Genomic DNA, 24,344 nt, shown 5'->3' on the forward strand with positions numbered 1-24,344 from the left:
CATAATTGGAATTGAATAATGAACTCATAAAGCAAGTATCCACTGAAACAAAGCTATCTATAAAGAACGTAACCAATATCATCAATCTTCTTGAAGAAGGAAATACCGTCCCCTTTATTGCACGTTACCGAAAAGAGCTGACGGGTGCAGCTGATGAAGTGCAGATCCGTGACGTCTCAGATGCGTGGGAATATAAACGCAACTTGGAAAAGCGGAAGGAAGAAGTCCTTCGACTGATCGAGGAACAAGATAAATTGACGGATAACCTGAAAGAGGAAATACATAAAGCGACGAAACTTCAACAAGTGGAGGATCTCTATCGTCCATATAAACAGAAGAAGCGGACACGAGCGACGACAGCGAAAGAAAAAGGACTCGAACCTCTTGCCGATTTGTTGATGGAGCAGCGGAAGAATATTGAAGTAGCCTCGGAAGCCGAGAAGTTCCTATCTGAAGAAAAAGAAGTTCACTCGATTGAAGACGCTCTTCAAGGCGCAGAGGATATCATCGCAGAGCGAGTCTCTGACGATTCCGACAACCGGACATGGATTCGAACGCTCACCTTTCAAGAAGGGATCGTCGAAACGAAAATAAAAACAAAAGAAGTTGAGGGAGAAGACGCAAAGACGTACGAAATGTACCATGACTATCAAGAACCGGTGAAAAAAATCGTCCCTCATCGTACACTAGCCGTTAATCGCGGGGAAAAGGAAGGTGTATTAAGAGTAGCCATTACAGCTCCCGTGGATAAAATCCTAAGGAAGTTGAGAGAAAAATACATCAAGCTTGATACGCCTTCAAGTGAATACATCGAACGAGCAATCCAGGACGGGTATAAACGTTTGATCGCACCGTCCATTGAACGGGATATTCGTAACGAATTAACGGAGCGTGCTGACGAGCAAGCCATTCGTATATTCTCTGAAAATCTACGCCACCTTCTTCTTCAGCCTCCATTGAAAGGGAAAATTGCTCTTGGAATCGATCCTGGATATCGGACGGGTTGTAAAATTGCAGTCGTGGATGACACGGGTAAAACCTTGGATATTGATGTCATGTATCCGACGCCGCCACGATCTGACATCGAAAACTCGAAAGCGATCCTAAAAAGGATGATTGAAAAACACGATGTCGAAATCATTGCAATCGGTAACGGAACAGGCTCTCGTGAAACAGAACAATTCGTTTCAGACCTGATTAAAGAACTTGACCGTAAGTTAGCCTATATTATCGTGAATGAAGCTGGTGCAAGTGTGTATTCCGCATCTGAGATTGCACGTCAGGAATTCCCTGACCTTAAGGTTGAAGAGAGAAGTGCTGTCTCAATTGCAAGAAGACTGCAGGATCCTTTGGCCGAGCTGGTCAAAATCGATCCGAAATCCATCGGAGTCGGCCAGTACCAGCACGACGTCTCGCAGAAGGAACTGAATGATTCGCTGACATTCGTCGTAGAAACGGTCGTTAACCAAGTCGGTGTTAACGTAAATACAGCTTCACCATCCTTGCTGCAATATGTCGCTGGTCTTTCCAAGACGGTTGCCAATAACATCGTGAAACAACGAGAGGAAGAAGGAAAATTCACGAGCAGGATACAACTAAAAAAAATACCGCGTCTCGGAGCGAAAACGTATGAGCAATGTATCGGATTCCTCAGAATCATGGAAGGGAAGACGCCGTTGGATCAAACACCGATTCATCCGGAAAGCTATTCGGATACACGTAAGCTCTTGGATTCATTAGGGGCGTCGGAGCAGGAAATCGGAACGGATGAAATGAGAGCGAAGCTGCAATCATTAAATCTATCTGAAACAGCTGAGGCGCTTGGTATCGGGGAATTGACACTCAAGGATATCGTTGATGCACTCGTCAAGCCATCAAGAGATCCCCGTGATGAAGTAACCAAACCTCTATTAAAAACAGATGTATTGAAGATGGAAGATCTCGAAGAAGGGATGGAACTTGAAGGGACAGTCAGGAATGTCGTTGATTTTGGAGCCTTTGTCGATATCGGAGTGAAACAGGATGGACTAGTCCACATTTCCAAGCTGAGTAAAAACTACGTCAAACACCCGATGGATGTTGTACACGTTGGCGAGGTAGTCAAAGTGTGGGTGGAGCAAGTTGATTTGAATAAACAACGGATTGCGCTGACAATGGTAAATCGATAAGACATAAAAAGCACTGCTTGCTAAGAGCAGTGTTTTTTTCTGTAAAAGAACCAACATTGGTTAAGAAGTTTGATTTGGTATCTGTCTTTATTGAGATAAGCATTCCTCAGCTGTTTTTTGAACCAGTAAGGCATGATGAGCCTCTCCTCACTTTCCTTAATGGTGGTTATTAGTCTATGTGTGATGGCTTGCCCTTGTTCGTGATATACCGATAACTTTTCTTTTCATTGTAAATTTGGCAAAATAGATTAGGGAGATAGGTGAGGATAAATGAAACAAAGCGAGCTGCAAAAACTCGTCGAAAGCATATCATTGGAATACTTCCACCGACCGTTCAAGCATTCGGCAAGCTTCAATAATCGCTTAAGAACGACAGGCGGCAGATATCTCTTAAAAAGCCACAATCTCGAATTCAATCCGAAACAATTGGAAGTTCATGGGATGGAATCCTTCATTGGCATCATTAAGCACGAATTGTGCCACTACCATCTTCACCTTCTAAAGAAGGGTTATCGGCATCGGGACCAAGATTTCAAACAGCTGTTACAGAAGGTTGGAGGAAGCAGGTATTGCCAGATGATCCCTGGACAGCGAAGGGAAGAAACAATAAAGTATCTTTATCAATGCAAAGTGTGCGGACAGACCTATCCGCGAAAGCGGAAGGTAAATATAAAGAAGTATGGATGCGGCAAATGTAGAGGGAAGTTAATTCTGAAATAATTGTTGACTAAAACGATGGTGTGTGTTACTTTAATAAAGTCGCTAAGGGGACGAGCGCTCCTGCGATAACAGGAAACAAAAACAGATAAAATTATTTCGAAAAAGATATTGACTTCACTTTTTATCTGTTGTAAGATACTTATTGTCGCTAAAAAACGAATCACACTTTATTCCACAGTAGCTCAGTGGTAGAGCTATCGGCTGTTAACCGATCGGTCGCAGGTTCGAGTCCTGCCTGTGGAGCCATACGGAGAAGTACCCAAGTGGCTGAAGGGGCGCCCCTGCTAAGGGTGTAGGTCGTGTAAGCGGCGCGAGGGTTCAAATCCCTCCTTCTCCGCCATTTAAACAAACTTTTACTTTTTATCTGGCCCCTTGGTCAAGTGGTTAAGACACCGCCCTTTCACGGCGGTAACACGGGTTCGAATCCCGTAGGGGTCACCACTTTTTATTGAAGAAACACATAGATAAGATGGACCCGTGGTGTAGGGGTTAACATGCCTGCCTGTCACGCAGGAGATCGCCGGTTCGAATCCGGTCGGGTCCGCCATTTAATCTGAATATTACCCAGTTAAAACGATGGGCTATAGCCAAGCGGTAAGGCAACGGACTTTGACTCCGTCATGCGTTGGTTCGAATCCAGCTAGCCCAGCCATTTAACGAGCCATTAGCTCAGTCGGTAGAGCATCTGACTTTTAATCAGAGGGTCGAAGGTTCGAGTCCTTCATGGCTCACCACTTTCTTTGCGGGTGTGGCGGAATTGGCAGACGCGCTAGACTTAGGATCTAGTGTCCTTGCGACGTGGGGGTTCAAGTCCCTCCACCCGCACCATTATTAAAATAATTGGTGCAACACGGATTAACGGAAGTGCATCGCTAGTTTAAATATCCATTTAGCGGTCGTGGCGGAATGGCAGACGCGCTAGCTTGAGGGGCTAGTGGGTGTATACCCGTGGAGGTTCGAGTCCTCTCGACCGCACCATAAAATAAATACTTCATTATTACTTTGCGCCCGTAGCTCAATTGGATAGAGCGTCTGACTACGGATCAGAAGGTTAGGGGTTCGACTCCTCTCGGGCGCGCCATTCATTTACGGGAAGTGGCTCAGCTTGGTAGAGCACCTGGTTTGGGACCAGGGGGTCGCAGGTTCAAATCCTGTCTTCCCGACCATCACATATGCGGGTGTAGTTTAGTGGTAAAACAAGAGCCTTCCAAGCTCTGGTCGTGAGTTCGATTCTCATCACCCGCTCCATTATGGGCCTATAGCTCAGCTGGTTAGAGCGCACGCCTGATAAGCGTGAGGTCGGTGGTTCGAGTCCACTTAGGCCCACCATTTATACAACTCCTTCGAAACATAGAGCCTTTCAATTCACGTTGATTCTCTTTATGATCGATTACAAAACAAGACAAAAACTTTCTCAAATAAGTTATTGACATTGTTGTTGTGAAGATGGTACATTGTTTAAGTCGCTTCAAAACGACAAACAAAAAACGAGTCGCATTATGCGGTTCGAAAGCTCTTTGAAAACTGAACAAAAGCCAAGCGTGAAACGGGTTTTTAATAACCCTGAATCAATTTCGATTTACATTTATGAGCAAGACAAACTTTACTTTATTGGAGAGTTTGATCCTGGCTCAGGACGAACGCTGGCGGCGTGCCTAATACATGCAAGTCGAGCGGATCAATGGGGAGCTTGCTCCCCTGAGATCAGCGGCGGACGGGTGAGTAACACGTGGGCAACCTACCTGTAAGACTGGGATAACTCCGGGAAACCGGGGCTAATACCGGGTAACACCTACCTCCGCATGGAGGAAGGTTAAAAGATGGCTTCTTGCTATCACTTACAGATGGGCCCGCGGCGCATTAGCTAGTTGGTGGGGTAAGAGCTTACCAAGGCGACGATGCGTAGCCGACCTGAGAGGGTGATCGGCCACACTGGGACTGAGACACGGCCCAGACTCCTACGGGAGGCAGCAGTAGGGAATCTTCGGCAATGGGCGAAAGCCTGACCGAGCAACGCCGCGTGAGCGATGAAGGCCTTCGGGTCGTAAAGCTCTGTTGTTAGGGAAGAACAAGTACCGTTCGAATAGGGCGGTACCTTGACGGTACCTAACCAGAAAGCCACGGCTAACTACGTGCCAGCAGCCGCGGTAATACGTAGGTGGCAAGCGTTGTCCGGAATTATTGGGCGTAAAGCGCGCGCAGGCGGTCTCTTAAGTCTGATGTGAAAGCCCACGGCTCAACCGTGGAGGGCCATTGGAAACTGGGGGACTTGAGTACTGGAGAGGAGAGTGGAATTCCATGTGTAGCGGTGAAATGCGTAGATATATGGAGGAACACCAGTGGCGAAGGCGGCTCTCTGGCCAGTAACTGACGCTGAGGCGCGAAAGCGTGGGGAGCAAACAGGATTAGATACCCTGGTAGTCCACGCCGTAAACGATGAGTGCTAGGTGTTGGGGGGTTCCACCCTCAGTGCTGACGTTAACACATTAAGCACTCCGCCTGGGGAGTACGGCCGCAAGGCTGAAACTCAAAGGAATTGACGGGGGCCCGCACAAGCAGTGGAGCATGTGGTTTAATTCGAAGCAACGCGAAGAACCTTACCAGGTCTTGACATCCTTCGCTACTTCCAGAGATGGAAGGTTCCCCTTCGGGGGACGAAGTGACAGGTGGTGCATGGTTGTCGTCAGCTCGTGTCGTGAGATGTTGGGTTAAGTCCCGCAACGAGCGCAACCCTTGATCTTAGTTGCCAGCATTCAGTTGGGCACTCTAAGGTGACTGCCGGTGACAAACCGGAGGAAGGTGGGGATGACGTCAAATCATCATGCCCCTTATGACCTGGGCTACACACGTGCTACAATGGATGGTACAAAGGGCAGCAAAACCGCGAGGTTGAGCGAATCCCATAAAGCCATTCTCAGTTCGGATTGCAGGCTGCAACTCGCCTGCATGAAGCCGGAATTGCTAGTAATCGCGGATCAGCATGCCGCGGTGAATACGTTCCCGGGCCTTGTACACACCGCCCGTCACACCACGAGAGTTTGTAACACCCGAAGTCGGTGAGGTAACCTTTTGGAACCAGCCGCCGAAGGTGGGACAGATGATTGGGGTGAAGTCGTAACAAGGTAGCCGTATCGGAAGGTGCGGCTGGATCACCTCCTTTCTAAGGAGTCCTTTAAGGACATAACACGCTTGAGTTTTTGTTCGGTTTTGAATGAGCTTAACCTCATTCAATTCTATTGGCCTTTGCGCCTGCGTCTACTAGAGAACGCTTTGTAGAAAGCTTCCTCGGCGCATGGCAGCAATGATGCTACTTCGTGTAGTGGCCATGTTTAGTTTTGAAAGAGCTGAATCTCTTTCACCACCATGTTCCTTGAAAACTAGATAACGAAAATCTTGAAAACAAGACATCGAAACGTCATTTTAAATGACAAGAAATAAGTGTAAGTTCATTCATAACGTGGTTAAGTTATGAAGGGCGCACGGTGGATGCCTTGGCACTAGGAGCCGAAGAAGGACGGGACGAACACCGATATGCCTCGGGGAGCTGTAAGTAAGCTTCGATCCGGGGATTTCCGAATGGGGGAACCCACTATCCGTAATGGGATAGTATCCATACCTGAATACATAGGGTATGAGAAGGCAGACCTGGGGAACTGAAACATCTTAGTACCCAGAGGAAGAGAAAGCAATCGCGATTTCCTGAGTAGCGGCGAGCGAAACGGAAACAGCCCAAACCAAGAGGCTTGCCTCTTGGGGTTGTAGGACACTCTATACGGAGTAAGAAAGGAACGGCGTAGGCGAAGCGGTCTGGAAAGGCCCGCTAGAAGAGGTAACAGCCCTGTAGCCAAAATGTCGTTCCCTCCAGAGTGGATCCTGAGTACGGCGGGACACGTGAAACCCCGTCGGAATCTGGGAGGACCATCTCCCAAGGCTAAATACTCCCTAGTGACCGATAGTGAACCAGTACCGTGAGGGAAAGGTGAAAAGCACCCCGGAAGGGGAGTGAAAGAGATCCTGAAACCGTGTGCCTACAAGTAGTCGGAGCCCATTAACGGGTGACGGCGTGCCTTTTGTAGAATGAACCGGCGAGTTACGATAACGTGCAAGGTTAAGTTGAAAAGACGGAGCCGCAGCGAAAGCGAGTCTGAATAGGGCGAAGGAGTACGTTGTCGTAGACCCGAAACCGAGTGATCTACCCATGTCCAGGGTGAAGTTCAGGTAACACTGAATGGAGGCCCGAACCCACGCACGTTGAAAAGTGCGGGGATGAGGTGTGGGTAGGGGTGAAATGCCAATCGAACTCGGAGATAGCTGGTTCTCCCCGAAATAGCTTTAGGGCTAGCCTCGTGGTGAGAGTTCTGGAGGTAGAGCACTGATTGGACTAGGGGTCCCCACAGGATTACCGAATTCAGTCAAACTCCGAATGCCAGGAACTTGTCCACGGGAGTCAGACTGCGAGTGATAAGATCCGTAGTCGAGAGGGAAACAGCCCAGACCATCAGCTAAGGTCCCCAAGTATACGTTAAGTGGAAAAGGATGTGGAGTTGCTTAGACAACCAGGATGTTGGCTTAGAAGCAGCCACCATTTAAAGAGTGCGTAATAGCTCACTGGTCGAGTGACTCTGCGCCGAAAATGTACCGGGGCTAAACGTATCACCGAAGCTATGGATTGTACCGTTGGTACAGTGGTAGGGGAGCGTTCGAAGGGCTGAGAAGCGAGACCGGAAGGACTCGTGGAGCGCTTTGAAGTGAGAATGCCGGTATGAGTAGCGAAAAGAGAAGTGAGAATCTTCTCCATCGAAAGCCCAAGGTTTCCTGAGGAAGGCTCGTCCGCTCAGGGTTAGTCGGGACCTAAGCCGAGGCCGAAAGGCGTAGGCGATGGATAACAGGTTGATATTCCTGTACCACCTCCTTTCCGTTTGAGCAACGGGGGGACGCAGGAAGGTAGGGAGAGCGCGCTGATGGATATGCGCGTCCAAGCAGTCAAGGCCGGTGGATAGGTAAATCCGTCCACCATACGGCGGAGCTGTGATGGCGAGGGAATTAAAGTACCGAAGTCCCTGATCCTACACTGCCAAGAAAAGCCTCTAGCGAGGAAAGAGGTGCCCGTACCGTAAACCGACACAGGTAGGCGAGGAGAGAATCCTAAGATGCTCGGGAGAACTCTCGTTAAGGAACTCGGCAAAATGACCCCGTAACTTCGGGAGAAGGGGTGCTCTGATAGGGTGTATGCCCGAGAGAGCCGCAGTGAAAAGATCCAAGCGACTGTTTAGCAAAAACACAGGTCTCTGCGAAGCCGTAAGGCGAAGTATAGGGGCTGACACCTGCCCGGTGCTGGAAGGTTAAGAGGAGGGGTTATCCCTTACGGGAGAAGCTCTGAATCGAAGCCCCAGTAAACGGCGGCCGTAACTATAACGGTCCTAAGGTAGCGAAATTCCTTGTCGGGTAAGTTCCGACCCGCACGAAAGGTGCAACGACTTGGATACTGTCTCAACGAGAGACCCGGTGAAATTATAGTACCTGTGAAGATGCAGGTTACCCGCGACAGGACGGAAAGACCCCATGGAGCTTTACTGTAGCCTGATATTGGATTTTGGTATCGTTTGTACAGGATAGGTAGGAGCCTTAGAAGCCGGACCGCCAGGTTCGGTGGAGGCGTCGGTGGGATACTACCCTGACGGTATTGAAATTCTAACCCAGAACCGTGATCCGGTTCGGAGACAGTGTCAGGTGGGCAGTTTGACTGGGGCGGTCGCCTCCTAAAGTGTAACGGAGGCGCCCAAAGGTTCCCTCAGAATGGTTGGAAATCATTCGCAGAGTGTAAAGGCACAAGGGAGCTTGACTGCGAGACCTACAAGTCGAGCAGGGACGAAAGTCGGGCTTAGTGATCCGGTGGTTCCGCATGGAAGGGCCATCGCTCAACGGATAAAAGCTACCCTGGGGATAACAGGCTTATCTCCCCCAAGAGTCCACATCGACGGGGAGGTTTGGCACCTCGATGTCGGCTCATCGCATCCTGGGGCTGAAGTAGGTCCCAAGGGTTGGGCTGTTCGCCCATTAAAGCGGTACGCGAGCTGGGTTCAGAACGTCGTGAGACAGTTCGGTCCCTATCCGTCGCGGGCGCAGGAAATTTGAGAGGAGCTGTCCTTAGTACGAGAGGACCGGGATGGACACACCGCTGGTGTACCAGTTGTTCCGCCAGGAGCATCGCTGGGTAGCTACGTGTGGACGGGATAAGTGCTGAAAGCATCTAAGCATGAAGCCCCCCTCAAGATGAGATTTCCCATCGCGTCAAGCGAGTAAGATCCCTCAGAGATGATGAGGTTGATAGGTCTGGTGTGGAAGCGTGGTGACACGTGAAGCTGACAGATACTAATCGATCGAGGACTTAACCACAATACTTAAATGTCTACTTCAAGAAACGTTATCTAGTTTTGAGGGAATAGGATTCCCTAACAAAATAGTCTGGTGATGATGGCGAAGAGGTCACACCCGTTCCCATGCCGAACACGGAAGTTAAGCTCTTCAGCGCCAATGGTAATTGGGGGCTTCCCCCTGTGAGAGTAGGACGTCGCCGGGCAAACGAAAGAGTAGTCGAAAGACTACTCTTTTTTGTGTTCAAGTAAATGTCCGTAAGGGGGCTTCCAGCAAGCTTTTTTCATTACGGATAACGGCGGGAATCCTTTTTTTGTAGATAATTACTGTGTTTTCGTAGATAATTCGTCGTTTTTGTAGATAAATTCTAATTTCCGTAGATAATCGCTCATTTTTGCAGATAATTTCTGATTTTTCGTAGATAATCATAAATTATCTTTGATTTCTGCAGATTCTTATTACATAATCGAAAAAAGACGTTTATTTTTTCCAAAAAAGAACATCCACACCCTATTTTTCGTTTCAAAGTGCACGTTTTTACTGATATAGAGTCGTCAGCCTGAGAACAGTCGAAAGACTGTTCTTTTTTGTGTTTAAACATATGGGAGTGGAGGGAAGCAGACGATGAGATCCGTCATTCATTGTAAAAATAGGGGTAAAATACTACTAACTTCCACAAGTAAGCATGAAAGTTCCCCAAGTGAACAGGTAAGTTCCACAAGAGAGAACCAACATCTTCTTACGAAGGAATTTCGAAGATATCATTTTAATTCAGAAATTTTCCATGTAAAAAAGTGTTGCCAAGCAAATTTAGGTCATATATAATTAGCATCAACGAAAGCGCTTTCGATTCAGAGGAGATACGAATGATTACAATCTATGACCTAGCAAAAAAAACAGGATTTTCGAGTACGACAGTCTCTAAAGCACTGAATAATTACCCTGATGTTAGTGAGAAGACGAAAAAAGCGATTCTTCAGACAGCTGCAGACATGGGGTACTTACCAAATTCACATGCTCAATCTCTTTCCACGAAGAAATCTTGGACAATCGGCGTCATGTTTTCAGAAGACAATGAAGTCGGGATGAAGCATCCATTCTTCAACGCAATTATTGAAAGTTTCCGTAAGCATGTCGAGAAAGAAGGTTATGATCTTATCATCGCCTCAAGAAACCTTCGTAACAGAGACACGAGTTACCTTGAACACTTTCTTTATCGCGGGGTCGATGGAATTATCGTCATTTGTTCAGATCCGAAAGATCCACAAGTACAAGAAATGACCAAAGGTAACATTCCAATTGTCGTAATCGACATGAGCAATCAGAATTGCAGTGTTGTCCTTTCTGACAACCTTTCTGGAGCTGAACAAGCTATCAATTACTTATACTCACTAGGGCATACAAAGATTGCTCACATATCAGGAGACCCGACAACCCATGCTGGAAAGGTAAGAATTGAAGGATACATACAGGCTATGGAAAAACTAGGATTACCTTTTAATGAAGCCTACCTTGTGAATGGTGGATTATTCTCCATTCAGGAAGGTAAAGTCGCAATGGGAAAACTGCTTGATTTAAATGATCCGCCTACCGCTGTATTCATAGCAGGGGACCATATGGCAATAGGAGCGATGGAAGCTGCTAAATCAAGAGGAATCAGAATCCCGGAAGACATTTCAATTGTAGGGTACGATGATATTGAAATGGCTAGATATGTCACTCCAAAACTGACAACGGTTCGACAAGATACGGATGTCCTTGGAGTACGTTCAGCCAAGATGTTGATTAAACAAATTGTTCAAGGCAAGAAAATTGTCACTGAGGAAGTTATTCCAGTGAAACTGATAGAGAGAGAATCTTGTAAAGCTCTATAAAGGAAATTCATTTTACAACCTAAAATGAAACCGCTTTCGATTTCGAATTTATTTTTTTGGAGTTATACGAAACCGGTTTCGAAATATCTTTTGAGGTTTTCGAAACCGGTTTCGGGATACTAATAAAATCCTTTGAAAGGGGAAAATCATGAAAAAAATAGCAGGTCTATTAATGTCACTTGTTTTAGTAATTGGGGTGTTTGCAGGTTGTTCCAATAAGGAAACGTCTGGAGACGGTAAAGACGGTAAGAAAGTGGACTTGAAGGTTTGGTCCTTTACGGACGAATTGAAAAAGCCGATTAAGACGTTCGAAGAAAAAAATGGAGTAAAGGTTGAACTGACCATTGTCCCTATTGCCGATTATCCTACAAAACTGAAGCCTGTATTGGAAAGCGGAGTGGGTGCACCGGACGTTTTTACTGGAGAAATTGCGTTTCTGAAACAGTGGGTTGATGCAGGATACTGGGAAAACCTATCGGAAAAACCTTATAACGTGGATGAGTTAGCAGAGAACTATGTGCCTTACGTATTCGATTTAGGAAAAGACAAGGATGGGAATGTCAGAGCATTGTCATGGCAAACCACTCCTGGTGGACTTTACTACAAGCGAAGCATCGCGAAGGAAGTACTAGGTACGGATGATCCTGACGAAGTAGGTAACATGCTTTCTTCAATGGATAAGGTCTTTGACGTAGCAGAAAAGATGAAAGAAAAAGGTTACCGAATGTTCCCGGATGAGGGATCAATCAGATGGTTCTCACAAGGCGACAATCCGAAGCCATGGGTAAACGAGAATAACGAAATTCAGCTTACGGAACAGAAGATTGCGTTCTTAGATACTGCTAAGAAACTACGTGAAAGCAGTTATACCGCTCTAGCTCCTGAATGGTCTCCTTCATGGTTTGAGGCGATGGATAAGCCGATCACTGTAAAGGAAAATGGAAAGGAAACCAAAACAGAAGTATTCTCATATGTTCTTCCAACTTGGGGTCTTCACAGTGTACTTAAAACAAATGTAGAAGATTCTTCTGGAGACTGGGCTGTAACAAATGGTCCGAGTCCTTACTTCTGGGGTGGTACATGGCTAGGTGTTTATAACAAATCGAAGAATAAAGAGCTTGCTTACGATTTCGTGAAGATGATGACCCAAGACGATGAATTCTTGACAGATTGGGCGAAAGAGACAGGAGATGTCCTTTCTTACCTGCCTGTAACAAATGAAATCAAAGATGACTTCAGTGATGAATTCCTTGGTGGTCAGAACAATTATAAATTCTTCCTTGATCAAGCGAAGAGTATCGAGCCAGGTATTGTTACGAAGTACGACCAACAGCTTGATACCTTCTATGGAAATGCAGTTCAAGAATATGTAGATGGAAAGAAAACGAAAGAAGAAGCCATCAAAGAATTTTACAGAAAAGCACAAAATGCTTACCCGGATTTGAAAATCCCTAATAAGTAATAAACACGTAAGCGGTATAAGTCTTATACCGCTTATTCTTTTGAAAGGAGCGAGGAAATGAAGAAACTGGATCGTTATGGATATTTTTTCATCGCACCATTCTGGGTGATCTTTCTCGTTTTTAGTATATATCCTGTCATTCTTACACTTTATTATAGCTTTACGAATTATAGCGGTAGTGGGACCGCCGAAGTGGTGGGACTTGCGAATTATAAGCGTCTTATTACAGATACGTATTTTGTAGAAGCTTTCGTCAACACCTGGAAGATTTGGGGGATCAACTTTGCACTCCAAATCACCGTCGCGTTAATATTGGCAGCCATCTTTTCTGATATGAGAGTGAAAATGAAGGGTCTGGCATTCTTCCGATCCATCTTTTACCTTCCGAATTTGATTACAGTTAGTTCTGTTGCGCTCTTGTTCGGTATATTGCTTGATTGGCAGCATGGATCCCTCAATATGGTCCTACTGAAGATCGGCCTGATCTCTGAACCGATCAATTGGTTGAATGAACCGGCTACTGCTCAACTTTCTGTTTCCTTGATTCTTACATGGATGTGGTTCGGTCACTCATTCATTGTTGTTATGGCAGGAGTATCAGGTATCTCCAAGGACTATTACGAAGCTGCTCTGATTGATGGTGCGAGCCGCGTGCAGACATTTTTCAAGATTACTCTTCCATTACTTAAGCCGATCCTTTTATACATTATGATTACATCGTTAATTGGAGGGCTTCAGCTCTTTGACCTACCAATGCTACTGACCGATGGAATCGGATCGCCTGAAGGCTCACTTAATACGATGGTTTTATATTTATACAACCAAGCTTTCAAGTATAGCAACTATGGATATGCTTCTGCTGTTGCTTATGGTTTGTTCCTTATCACCGTGATATTCTCAGCAATCGTATTCAAATCCATGTATCGCAACGAGCGTAAACAAGCGAGGCAGGTGTAGTTATGTTAGATAGAACTGAAATTGAAAAAGGTGTCTCAAAAGAACGAATGGTCCGAAAGAAAGCTGTGCCTGAGAAATCAGATAGTAAAAAACGCCGCACAATCGTTAAGGGAGTCATCTATGCCCTTCTCATCCTGTTGGCGATTGTCTGTTTCATCCCTTTCTTGATGATGCTTGTGAATGCGACTCGTACGAATGATGTAATCTTGACCGGTTTTACTTTGATACCTGGCAGTGCATTGATCGAAAACTACAATACGATGATGGAATATGTGAACATATGGAACGGATTTAAAAACAGCTTATTCATATCCGTTCTCGTGACCGTATTGTCAGGCTACATATCTGCCCTGACGGCTTATGGTTTCGCTTTTTATACCTTTAAGGGCAAGAACTTTCTGTTTGTATTCATGCTTGTGATGATGATGGTCCCAGGCCAACTTGGTTTGATCGGTTTCTATGAGTTGAGCAAGGTACTTGGGATACTGGATACATTCATTCCTCTAATTGTGCCTGCGGCAGCAAGTCCATTTGTCGTGTTCTTCTTGCGGCAGTATATTAAATCGACACTCCATCCTAGCTTAATCGAAGCTGCAAGAATTGATGGGGCAAGTGAGTGGAAAATCTTCCACACCGTTGCGATTCCAATCATGATGCCGGCTGTGGCAACAATGTCGATTTTTACGTTCATAGGTTCTTGGAACAATTACATCATGCCATTAGTCATCCTATTCTCACCTGAGAAGTATACCTTGCCTGTTTTGATGGGCTTCTTGAAGGGCTCCCAGGTGGCTCAGAACCTAGGATCGATGTATCTAGGCATCGCCATTTCTGTTGTTCCGATCATGATCGCCTTTTTGTTCTTCTCTAAATACATCGTTAATAGCATCTCAGCTGGAGCAGTTAAAGAATAAAGGAGTGGAAGTTTATGAAATTCGATAAAACATTTACGTTTGGTACCGCAACATCTTCTTATCAAATCGAAGGGGCTCATAATGAAGGTGGAAGAACCCCTTCCATTTGGGACGTGTTCTGTGATGAGCCGGGAAAAGTACATGAACAACATAATGGGAATGTCGCATGTGATCATTACAATCGCTACGAAGAAGACATTCAAATTATAAAAAAGCTCGGGGTTGATTCTTATCGCTTTTCAATCGCCTGGCCTCGTATTTTCCCTGCAAAGGGTGAGTATAATCCGGAAGGAATGGCGTTCTATAAAACGCTGGCAAGAAGGTTGAAGGAAGAAGGAATCAAGCCAGCTGTCACGTTGTATCACTGGGATCTCCCAATGTGGGCACATGAAGAAGGGGGTTGGGTGAACCGGGATTCAGTGGACTGGTTCCTTGAGTATGCAGAAACTTGCTTCCGTGAGCTTGATGGGCTGGTTGACTCTTGGATCACCCATAACGAACCGTGGTGTGCAGGTTTCTTAGGATATCATCAGGGGGTTCATGCACCAGGTCATACGAACCTTGATGAAGCTGTCCGGGCAGTCCATCATATGCTCCTTTCACATGGCAGAGCTGTTAATATGCTAAAGCAAGATTTCAATTCGAAGACACCGATCGGGATTACATTGAACCTAGCCCCGATCTATCCGAAAACGGATTCAGTCAATGATCAACTTGCCGCAAACAATGCTGATGGTTATTCGAATCGATGGTTCCTCGATCCAGTGTTCAAGGGTAGCTATCCTGTCGATATGATGAATTTGTTTTCTAAATATGTGCACTCCTATGATTTCATCCAAAAAGGTGACCTAGAAATCATTTCAACGGAGTGTGACTTCTTTGGAATCAATTATTACAGCCGTGGAATCGTCGAATTTAGTGCAGCTAATGACTTTTTGACAAAAGGAGCTCATTCCGATTATGAAAAGACGGGTATGGGCTGGGATATCGCACCAGATGAATTTAAAGACCTGATTAGACGATTAAGAAACGAGTATACGAACCTCCCTATTTTCATCACGGAAAATGGAGCGGCGTATGATGATCAACTCGTAGAAGGTAAAGTGCATGACGAAAAGAGAACTGAGTATATCGAAAAGCACCTTCAAGCGGTTTATGAGTTGAATGAAGAAGGAATGAACATCCAAGGTTATTTCCTTTGGTCTCTCCTTGATAATTTCGAGTGGAGCTTTGGGTATGATAAACGGTTCGGAATCATTTATGTGAATTATGAAACCCAAGAACGAATCTGGAAAGATAGTGCGCTATGGTATGCCGATGTCGTCAAGAATAGAGGGACAGTCCTTCCCATTGATGCATAATCCGAAAGGAGGAGACGCGATGTTAACGAAAACCGTTACGCACATCCAGACGGCAAAAGACACGGGGGACAGGCTGCAAGTGAAAAGCCCGTCTCCTGTTGAATCCGGTTCAAGAACGATAGAGGTCCAGATCAATCCAGATCGGACCTTTCAAAAAATCCTAGGGTTTGGCGGTGCTTTTACAGAGGCGGCCGCTTATTCCCTTTCACTGATCAGTAAAGAGAAGAGGGATGAAATCATCCATCGCTATTTTCATCCTGATGAGGGACTTGGCTATAATTTCGGCCGGACCCATATCAACAGCTGTGATTTTTCCTTAGGAAACTATACGTATGTTGAAGATGGAGATATGACGTTGGACAGTTTCTCAATTGAGCGAGAGAAAGAGCTTGTTATTCCGCTTATTAAATATGCGGAAAAAGTAGCTGGCCAAAGCCTGAAGATCGTTTCTTCGCCATGGAGTCCCCCTCATTGGATGAAGAGCAATAACGAAATGAATCATGGTGGTAAACTGTTGGAGGAGTACCAACCCGTCTGGGCGGAGTACTACTTAAGATACATTGATGCGATGGAAGCAGAAGGGATTCCAATCTGGGGAATCACGATTCAGAATGAACCAGAAGCAAAACAAGTTTGGGACTCATGTCTTTATACAGCAGAAGAAGAACGCGATTTCATCAAAAATCATCTCGGACCATTATTACATACAAGAGGGAAAAGCGATCTCAAGGTCATCATCTGGGATCATAATCGAGACGTGGTTTACGAACGTGCAAAAACTGTACTTTCTGACCCGGAAGCAAGCAAGTATGTTTGGGGTACTGGCTTGCATTGGTATGTGTCTGAAGAATTCGAGAATCTCTCAAAAGTTCATCACGAGTTTCCAGATAAGCATTTGATTTTTACAGAAGGTTGTATTGAAGGCGGTGTTCAGCTGGGTGCATGGCATACAGGTGAGCGATATGCCCGCAACATCATTGGAGACTTGAACAATTACTTGGAGGCCTGGATTGACTGGAATCTGGTCCTAAACGAGCAGGGTGGACCGAATCATGTCGGAAATTACTGTGATGCCCCGGTAATTGTAGATACGAAGAAGGATGAGATTCATTATAATAGCTCCTATTTTTACATTGGCCATTTCAGTAGATATATCAAACCTGGTGCGGTAAAAGTGGAATGTAATGCCTCGGATGACCGTCTTCAAACGACAGCCTTTCGAAACCCGACTGGAGAGGTCGTTCTTGTACTGCTGAACGAGCATGAAGAGTCATTATCAGTACAATCAAATGTCCTTGGTCAGATGATAACGATTGAAATGCCCCCTCACTCAATTTCGACCTTGCTTATTGGAGAATAACTGCCAAATAAAAGGAGGATCACATTCGATATGCGTAAAGCCTTGTTTGTATTTTTAACTGGTCTGCTTGTGCTTAGTTCTGCTGTAACCGTCACTGCCGAAAGTAGAGAAAGCAAGAAGGAAAACAGGAGTGAAAACGTGAAACATGTGCCTTTCAATCCAGTCGCCACAAAAGGAAAGATACATGGTACAACGAGGATCAAAGCAAACGTTCCGGATGGATTGCATCTTGCAGCAAAGATCTCACATCAACCGATAAAAGCTGAAGTCGGACAAGCTGTACCCGAAGATCGAACCGTAACCAACCCCTATAAATCTGGAATGAATCTATCAGGGGTAGATGCGGGAGTAAATAAATATGTCATGGTTTATTTGGTGAATGAAAATCAAGAGATCATTGATTTTCAGCAATTGGTTTTAACCAAAAACGACATTCGAGAAGAAAGCTGGAACATCGTCTGGGAAGATGATTTCAACGGAGATGAGATCAACCGCGATAAATGGAACTTTGTTCAGGGTGGTGGCGGCTACGGAAATAATGAGCTGCAGAACTATACAGACAGGGAGAAAAACGCACGAGTGAGCAATGGTTCTTTAGTGATTGAAGCCCATAAAGAAAGCTATGGAGGCAATGAATATACGTCAGCGAAGCTCACCACTCAAAATAAGGGTGATTGGACGTATGGCCGTTACGAGATACGTGCAAAGCTTCCAAAGGGTCAGGGAATGTGGCCGGCGATTTGGATGATGCCGACGGATTATGATCTTTATTCGGGTTGGCCGGCTTCTGGTGAGATCGACATCATGGAGCTTTTGGGTCATGACCCTGATACCGTTTATGGAACATTACATTATGGCACGCCATGGAAGAACACCGGCGCCTCTTATGACCTTCCAAAAGGAGATTTTTCTGAGGAGTTCCACACATTCACGCTGGATTGGGAGCCTGGGGAGTTCCGCTGGTATGTAGATGGCATCCTCTTCGCAAAACAAAATGATTGGTATACGAAAAATGAGAACGAGGCTGCTCCATACACGTATCCAGCTCCTTTTGATCGGGATTTTTACTTGCAGTTGAATTTGGCTGTGGGAGGGAATTGGCCAGGATATCCGGATGAGACGACCGTCTTCCCGAACCAGATGATGGTGGATTATGTGAAAGTCTATGAGCTTGACGGTGAATACCGTGAAGCAGGGACTCGTCCAGTAAAAGAGGAAGCGGTCAGTAATTTAAGACCGCCAATCGATGGAAACTACGTCTACAATGGAACATTTGATTCTGGTCTCGACTATTGGGATTTCCAACCTTTTGAACCGGAAAACTTATTTGGTGGAGAAGGAACGGCAACGGTACAAAATGGTGAAGTGAAGATCGAAATTCAAAAACCTGGTGATCAGCCATGGGCGGTCCAGTTCGTCCAACCATCCATTCCAATGGAACAAGGTGAGCGATATAAGCTTTCTTTTGAGGCACGATCTAGTGGGGACCGTGATATGAGCATCAATATTTCAGGGCCTGATCGTGGGTATTCAAGGTACTTATCTGACAAAAATGTTTCTCTTTCATCCGTTGATAAAACCTACACCTTCGAATTTGAAATGGAGAATAACACAGATCCAAATGCTCGAATCGAATTCAACATGGGGCAAGGATCGGATCTTCCGATTTGGATTGATAATGTCACCCTTGTTAAGCTGCCGAAGGATCCGAACGCATCCAAAAAAGTGTTGCCATCAGGTAATTACATTTACAATGGGACATTTGACCAGGGTGAAAACCGCATGATTTTCTGGAACCTGGATCTCGAAGATAAGGTGAAAGCGAACGCATCTGTAAACGAAGAGGTTTATATGCGTGAAGTGAAAGTGGACATCAAGAAATCTTTCAAATTGGAAGACGTCCGTCTTACCCAGGATAAGCTGGATATGGAGAAGGGTGTCTATGTTCTTACCTTTGACGCAAAATCCTCGGAGGATCGTGATATGGGTGTCCGTGTACGAAATGAAAGTGGGAATGCAAATTTAGCTTATGAAGACAACATAGCGTTGACTACAGAGATGAAAACGTATCAACTGACACTACGGATGAATGATTCAGATCCGAAGAGTGTCTTCGAGTTTCTGTTAGGCGGCTCTCGTTCTGCTGTAACCATCGACAATGTCAAAATGAAGCGTGTTTCTCCTCCAGTTGTCTTGGATGGAATGACGAAGATTGAGGCAGAAGATTTTCAGGATATGTATGGTGTACAAGTAGGTGGAGATGGCAGCAGTGTTGGTTGGATTGATGAAGGTGATTGGCTACAGTACGCAGTCGATGTGAAGGAAGGCGGTACTTATGTCGTCCATTACAATGTGGCATCAGGACGAGATGGTGGGAGCGTAACGCTGTTAAGTAAGATGGGGAATATATACAACGGTACCCTTGGCACGGGAGTAATTCCTCTTGAAGAGGCAGATGAACGGACTACTATCAACGTACCTCAAACAGGTGGCTGGGGTACATGGAAGACGTTCACCGATACGATTGAATTAAGTGAGGGGCTGCAAACCCTCCAAATCTATGCCCCTAATGTGAATTTGGATTGGATCACGTTCGTTCCCGAAAGCGAAGCAAAAGACTCAATCGTGAAAAATGGAGATTTTTCAAATGGTGATATCCACTGGGCAACTTGGTGGGGAGATCAATGGAGCGGTGTAGCTGAAGGTGACGCGAAGGTTGTAGATGGAAAGATGCAGATCGATGTTCTGAAAACAGGATATCAACCATACAGCCCTCAACTTTTTCAGGAAAACCTATTTTTGGAGCAAGGAAAAACATATGAGATTTCGTTTGATGCAAAATCTACTACGGCGAGACCTATGAATCTCCAGATTGGAGAACCACTGACTTCAGACCCGTGGTTCATTCCATTTGCTGATACGAGTACGTTTTTCATAGGAGAAGAGATGGATTCCTATACGGTTCGTTTTGTCATGAATCATCAGACTTCGATGAATGGAAAGCTTGTATTTGAATTAGGTGCGATCAACGGTGAGTCTGTACCAGCGACGATCACATTCGATAATGTGAAAATAACAGCCGTAGATCCTACAGTAAAATAATACGAGAACGAAGACAAGGAAAGTGTTTCTCTTGATATCGATCAAGTGCACTTTCTTTTTCTTTTTTCCAGATACCTATCCGTATAGTCATTCATTTATCTGAAGATTTATTCGTGGTATATTTACTGATAATGGAGGCGATGAGTGTGGAAAATTTCCGTTTTGATTCCAAAGCAGTACATTTTCATAATAGGCTAAAATCAGAGTCAACGAGTAAAGCACAGCCGATCTACCAAACTTCTGCTTTCAAGTTCGAGAACTTGGAGGAGCTGGAAGGTTTTTTTGAAGGCAAGTCCCCATACATCTATTCGAGGGTGAGTAACCCCAATACGGATGACCTTGGAACAGGTGTCGCTCAACTAGAAGGCGCCCCGAAAGGGATTGCAACCTCTTCAGGGATCTCAGCCATACTCGCAGGAATCTTAGCAGTTGCCGAGCAAGGTTCACATATTGTCGCTTGTGAAGACCTATATGGTGGTACATATCAGTTACTCGCAAAAGAGCTGCCATCTCTGGGGATAGAAGTTTCATTCGTTTCTTTTGCTTCAGAAGAGGCGATTCGAGAAGCGATTCAATCGAACACGGTTCTACTTTACACGGAGTCCGTAACGAATCCGTTCTTACGTGTTGAAGACATTGAACGAGTCGTGGAGATCGGCAGAGAGTTTAATGTGAAGACAATGATTGATAATACATTTGCGACCCCATATCTTGTCCAACCGTATTTAAAAGGTGTTAATATCGTGGCACATAGTGCGACCAAATATATTGGCGGACATTCAGACATAACAGCAGGTGTTGTAGTCGGAGATCTGCCGCTGATCGAAAAAGCGAAGAGTAAAGTGATGAACTTCGGGAGCAACTTGAGTCCGTTTGAAGCGTGGCTTACTTGTAGAGGACTGAAAACCCTAAGTGTAAGGATGGAAAGGCACACGAATAATGCTCAGAAATTAGCAAACTATTTGTCCGAGCATCCGTCGATCGAGAAAGTATATTATCCTGAATTCGTGTCGAAAAAAGGGAATGGTGCGATTGTGTCGATTCTTCTGAGTGAAGAGGTGGATCCGAACGCGTTTTGTGAAAAATTAGATTGGATCGGTGTCGTTCCTACACTTGCAGGAGTGGAAACCACCGTGTCCTATCCAATCGGAACATCCCATCGGGCACTTCCTCCGGCCGAACAGGAACGATTAGGAATAACGAAACATCTTATCCGTATTTCGGTCGGGATTGAAGACTATGAAGATATTTTAGAAGCGTTTGAAAATGCGTTAAATTAAGAGGGGGTGCTGCCTATCATTTGGCGGCACTTTCCTATATTAGAAAAAAGATCAGAAAAGGGTTGCATGTCATATTCAAGCATGGTATATTAGTAATTGTCCGATTGAAACGGGACAAGCCGAAACATCGGCGACATAATTATATCGGCGCGGGGTGGAGCAAGGAGCATAAGCTTCTAGTGAAATCACGTCGACTTGTCCTGACGCAGCTAGCAACGATCAGCATTAGCTAGTAGAGGAAAGGACGACAAACAGGACGATCATCGTCCATAAACTAATATCGGCGCGGGGTGGAGCAGTCTGGTAGCTCGTCGGGCTCATAACCCGAAGGTCGTAGGTTCAAATCCTATCCCCGCAACCAATTTAAAACTAACAACGTCGAATAAACATCGAAGCTAGTTTTAGATCGTGGTGCTATGGTGCAACCAAATTAATTTCATTGTACGACGTCGAATTGACTTCTTGCTCAATGAATATATGGAGTACCCGAAGGGGTGCAACCAAACTTACAAATTAAATTTATTGGACTACATAACTATACATAAAAGGACCCGTGGTGTAGGGGTTAACATGCCTGCCTGTCACGCAGGAGATCGCCGGTTCGAATCCGGTCGGGTCCGCCATTTTACATGAAACAGAAGGTTTCGTGTTTTTTTTTATGTCTAAAAACAGTTCTACAAATTACCGTTTTCATATAAAATAAAGCCATTAAAAGTAAATCAGGATGGAAGTGTGTCTATGAAAAAAGGGTTTGTGGTAATACTCGCATTCATGCTTCTTGCTGCTTGTAGCGCTAAGCCGTCAAATCAACCAGAAACCGAAAAACCAAAGTCGGAAATCACAGACAAGGGCAATGCTACAGATAATGAGTCTGAGGTTGATAGTAGCCAGGAAGAAAATACAACTGACACAACAGAGGAAAATACGGAATCCACTGAAGAAACAGATAACGAAACAGACTCGGAAGGTGAAGAGCCTCAAGAAGGAGAAGAGGGAGCGGCGATCCACATTGATTTCGAGCCCTACACCGAGTCTTTTAGTGTAAATGGTGTTCTTGTTGGTGATACAAGAAAGCATGTGATTGAAACACTAGGAGAGCCTTTCAAAAAATACGAAGGTGACGTTCGGTATGATTATACGTTCCAGGATGTGTGGTATGGGGAGACGCTTTCCATCGATTTTGATGATCCTGGTGTAAATTACATCCAAGTAGAATCCATTACTGAAAAAGGGAAGTTACTTGAAGATGCTTTTATTCAGTCTTTCGCTCAAGATTTCAACGGGCAGATTTTCAAAGCTACAGATCAAATGTTGAAGGATTTCGGCGCAACTTCATTGTTTGTCTTCTTTGTTCATGAAGATTCCATTCTGGTCGCTTTGAAAAGAGCAGACGATAATTATGGCGTTGCTCGCACCTATATGGTGACACATATTCACCGTTGGGCTTGGTCAAGAGGGTGGAACATGGAAATGTTCGAGAATGATACCCTCTTTACGAAAGTCACTGCGGACATCGCAATTGCTGACCAATAACATAAGCTTAAAGACCCGATTCGTTCGGGTCTTTTTTATTGTCTTTAAGTTGAGTCGTAGGACCTATACCACCAAGCCAGTCTTACCATTTCAAATTCTTCAATTTCCTCCCTGAAAAAAATTTTTAAAACGTGAAGATGCTTGTTCCAAATATCATGTAAGCGTTTACGAATAAACTGATTAGTCGGAATTGTCAAAAAACATGGTTGACCTTTTCAAAGAACGGGCGTAATATTGTCGTCAACCAAAACAAAACGGTGCTGTGACGCGGTCTAGCTTTACAGTACTAACCTATCAAATTTAACGAGAAGGGAGCGATCGACATGAGCGAACAATGGATTTACCTGAATGGCCGCTATGTCAATAAAAAGGATGCGGTTGTATCTGTGTATGATCATGGATTTCTATACGGAGATGGGGTGTTCGAAGGTATTCGTATGTATGACGGTAATGTGTTCCGACTGAAAGAGCATGTTGATCGCTTATACGATTCAGCGAAATCCATCATGCTTGAAGTACCGTACATGAAGGAAGAGCTGACTGAGATTATTGCAGAAACGTTAAGACGGAACGAACTGACGGATGCATACGTACGTGTCGTTGTTTCGCGAGGTGTAGGAAACCTCGGATTGGATCCAACGCATTGCAGGGAACCACAAGTGATCGTCATCGCAGAACAGCTTGCCCTCTTTCCAGAGAAGCTGTATGAAACCGGAATCGAGATCGCGACGGTTGCAAGCAGAAGGAATCGCGCAGATGTTTTATCACCTAAAGTAAAATCATTGAATTATTTAAATAATATCCTCGTCAAAATCGAGGCAAACCTCGCTGGTGTAAGTGAGGCTCTGATGCTGAATGATCAAGGGTATGTCGCAGAAGGATCGGCAGACAATGTGTTCATCATCAAAGGGAACGTCATCAAAACACCACCTGGCTATGTTGGTGCCCTGGAAGGCGTTACACGTAATGCCATCATGGAAATCGCCCGGCTGTTAGGATACGAAATGCGTGAAGAAGTGTTTACGAGACATGATGTATACACTGCGGATGAGGTGTTCCTGACAGGGACAGCAGCTGAAGTCATCGGAGTCGTAAAGGTAGACGGAAGGCAAATCGGTGAAGGGAAACCTGGTGAACTGACGAATCAGCTCCTCGAAGCGTTCCGTAAGACCGTGACAGAAGATGGCTATAAAGTTTACACACATGAAAAAGTCCAAGCAGGGTAAGCGATAGGTGGT

At 45.1% G+C, this 24,344-nt stretch carries 13 protein-coding genes, 14 tRNA genes and 3 rRNA genes; 29 read left to right on the forward strand and 1 reads right to left on the reverse strand.

Annotated elements, in window-relative coordinates:
- Positions 1-5 precede the first annotated feature (5 nt).
- A complete protein-coding gene (locus V1497_RS01455) occupies positions 6-2,168 on the forward strand; it encodes a Tex family protein (RefSeq protein WP_349409237.1) in 2,163 nt (720 codons plus the stop codon).
- Between the two features lie 20 nt (positions 2,169-2,188).
- On the opposite strand, the gene cmpA is transcribed toward V1497_RS01455, so the two are convergent.
- Complete coding sequence (gene cmpA / locus V1497_RS01460; RefSeq protein ID WP_349409238.1) at positions 2,189-2,302, reverse strand: cortex morphogenetic protein CmpA; 114 nt, start codon at positions 2,300-2,302, stop codon at positions 2,189-2,191.
- Positions 2,303-2,438: 136 nt separating this feature from the next.
- Here cmpA and V1497_RS01465 point away from each other — a divergent pair, with 136 nt between their 5' ends.
- The 28 genes from V1497_RS01465 (at position 2,439) to ilvE (ending at position 24,332) form a co-directional block, all read left to right on the forward strand.
- Positions 2,439-2,888: a SprT family protein gene (locus tag V1497_RS01465; RefSeq protein WP_349409239.1), complete on the forward strand. Its 450-nt coding sequence runs from the start codon at positions 2,439-2,441 to the stop codon at positions 2,886-2,888.
- 171 nt (positions 2,889-3,059) lie between these two features.
- Positions 3,060-3,134: transfer RNA gene (locus V1497_RS01470), tRNA-Asn, on the forward strand.
- A 3-nt stretch (positions 3,135-3,137) separates the two neighbouring features.
- Positions 3,138-3,228, forward strand: a tRNA-Ser gene (locus V1497_RS01475).
- A 26-nt stretch (positions 3,229-3,254) separates the two neighbouring features.
- Positions 3,255-3,329 (forward strand) — tRNA-Glu (locus V1497_RS01480).
- 30 nt (positions 3,330-3,359) lie between these two features.
- Positions 3,360-3,435: transfer RNA gene (locus V1497_RS01485), tRNA-Asp, on the forward strand.
- A gap of 30 nt (positions 3,436-3,465) precedes the next feature.
- Positions 3,466-3,540 (forward strand) — tRNA-Gln (locus V1497_RS01490).
- Positions 3,541-3,546: 6 nt separating this feature from the next.
- Positions 3,547-3,622 (forward strand) — tRNA-Lys (locus V1497_RS01495).
- 8 nt (positions 3,623-3,630) lie between these two features.
- A tRNA-Leu gene (locus tag V1497_RS01500) sits at positions 3,631-3,716 on the forward strand.
- Positions 3,717-3,780: 64 nt separating this feature from the next.
- Positions 3,781-3,866: transfer RNA gene (locus V1497_RS01505), tRNA-Leu, on the forward strand.
- Positions 3,867-3,892: 26 nt separating this feature from the next.
- Positions 3,893-3,969 (forward strand) — tRNA-Arg (locus tag V1497_RS01510).
- An 8-nt stretch (positions 3,970-3,977) separates the two neighbouring features.
- Positions 3,978-4,054, forward strand: a tRNA-Pro gene (locus V1497_RS01515).
- Between the two features lie 8 nt (positions 4,055-4,062).
- Positions 4,063-4,136, forward strand: a tRNA-Gly gene (locus tag V1497_RS01520).
- Between the two features lie 4 nt (positions 4,137-4,140).
- Positions 4,141-4,217: transfer RNA gene (locus tag V1497_RS01525), tRNA-Ile, on the forward strand.
- 279 nt (positions 4,218-4,496) lie between these two features.
- Positions 4,497-6,048 (forward strand): 16S ribosomal RNA (locus V1497_RS01530).
- A 299-nt stretch (positions 6,049-6,347) separates the two neighbouring features.
- Positions 6,348-9,284 (forward strand): 23S ribosomal RNA (locus V1497_RS01535).
- 68 nt (positions 9,285-9,352) lie between these two features.
- Positions 9,353-9,468 (forward strand): 5S ribosomal RNA (rrf, locus tag V1497_RS01540).
- Together the 16S, 23S and 5S rRNA genes with 12 tRNA genes alongside form the textbook arrangement of a ribosomal RNA operon.
- A 661-nt stretch (positions 9,469-10,129) precedes the next feature.
- Entirely contained in the window at positions 10,130-11,137 is a 1,008-nt protein-coding gene (locus tag V1497_RS01545) for a LacI family DNA-binding transcriptional regulator (protein ID WP_349409240.1), read from the forward strand.
- A gap of 148 nt (positions 11,138-11,285) precedes the next feature.
- Positions 11,286-12,599 carry an ABC transporter substrate-binding protein gene (locus V1497_RS01550; protein ID WP_349409241.1) on the forward strand — a complete coding sequence of 438 codons (1,314 nt, stop codon included), beginning with the start codon at positions 11,286-11,288 and terminating at the stop codon, positions 12,597-12,599.
- A 57-nt stretch (positions 12,600-12,656) separates the two neighbouring features.
- Positions 12,657-13,556 carry a sugar ABC transporter permease gene (locus tag V1497_RS01555; protein ID WP_349409242.1) on the forward strand — a complete coding sequence of 300 codons (900 nt, stop codon included), beginning with the start codon at positions 12,657-12,659 and terminating at the stop codon, positions 13,554-13,556.
- A gap of 47 nt (positions 13,557-13,603) precedes the next feature.
- A complete protein-coding gene (locus tag V1497_RS01560; RefSeq protein WP_349410721.1) occupies positions 13,604-14,470 on the forward strand; it encodes a carbohydrate ABC transporter permease in 867 nt (288 codons plus the stop codon).
- 14 nt (positions 14,471-14,484) lie between these two features.
- On the forward strand, positions 14,485-15,831 hold the full coding sequence (locus tag V1497_RS01565; protein ID WP_349409243.1) for a GH1 family beta-glucosidase: 1,347 nt from the start codon (positions 14,485-14,487) through the stop codon (positions 15,829-15,831).
- 19 nt (positions 15,832-15,850) lie between these two features.
- The gene (locus V1497_RS01570; RefSeq protein ID WP_349409244.1) at positions 15,851-17,191 is read left to right on the forward strand and encodes a glycoside hydrolase family 30 protein; all 1,341 of its coding nucleotides are present in this window, start codon (positions 15,851-15,853) and stop codon (positions 17,189-17,191) included.
- A 30-nt stretch (positions 17,192-17,221) separates the two neighbouring features.
- Complete coding sequence (locus tag V1497_RS01575) at positions 17,222-20,293, forward strand: carbohydrate binding domain-containing protein (RefSeq protein ID WP_349409245.1); 3,072 nt, start codon at positions 17,222-17,224, stop codon at positions 20,291-20,293.
- 140 nt (positions 20,294-20,433) lie between these two features.
- A complete protein-coding gene (locus tag V1497_RS01580) occupies positions 20,434-21,573 on the forward strand; it encodes a PLP-dependent aspartate aminotransferase family protein (protein ID WP_349409246.1) in 1,140 nt (379 codons plus the stop codon).
- 284 nt (positions 21,574-21,857) lie between these two features.
- Positions 21,858-21,934: transfer RNA gene (locus V1497_RS01585), tRNA-Met, on the forward strand.
- A 186-nt stretch (positions 21,935-22,120) separates the two neighbouring features.
- Positions 22,121-22,196 (forward strand) — tRNA-Asp (locus V1497_RS01590).
- Positions 22,197-22,311: 115 nt separating this feature from the next.
- Entirely contained in the window at positions 22,312-23,106 is a 795-nt protein-coding gene (locus tag V1497_RS01595; RefSeq protein ID WP_349409247.1) for a hypothetical protein, read from the forward strand.
- Positions 23,107-23,429: 323 nt separating this feature from the next.
- On the forward strand, positions 23,430-24,332 hold the full coding sequence (gene ilvE, locus V1497_RS01600; RefSeq protein WP_349409248.1) for a branched-chain-amino-acid transaminase: 903 nt from the start codon (positions 23,430-23,432) through the stop codon (positions 24,330-24,332).
- The last annotated feature ends 12 nt before the right edge of the window (positions 24,333-24,344 follow it).

Origin of the sequence: Pseudalkalibacillus sp. SCS-8, assembly GCF_040126055.1 — a bacterium.
In the GTDB taxonomy this organism is placed as follows: domain Bacteria; phylum Bacillota; class Bacilli; order Bacillales; family Fictibacillaceae; genus Pseudalkalibacillus; species Pseudalkalibacillus nanhaiensis.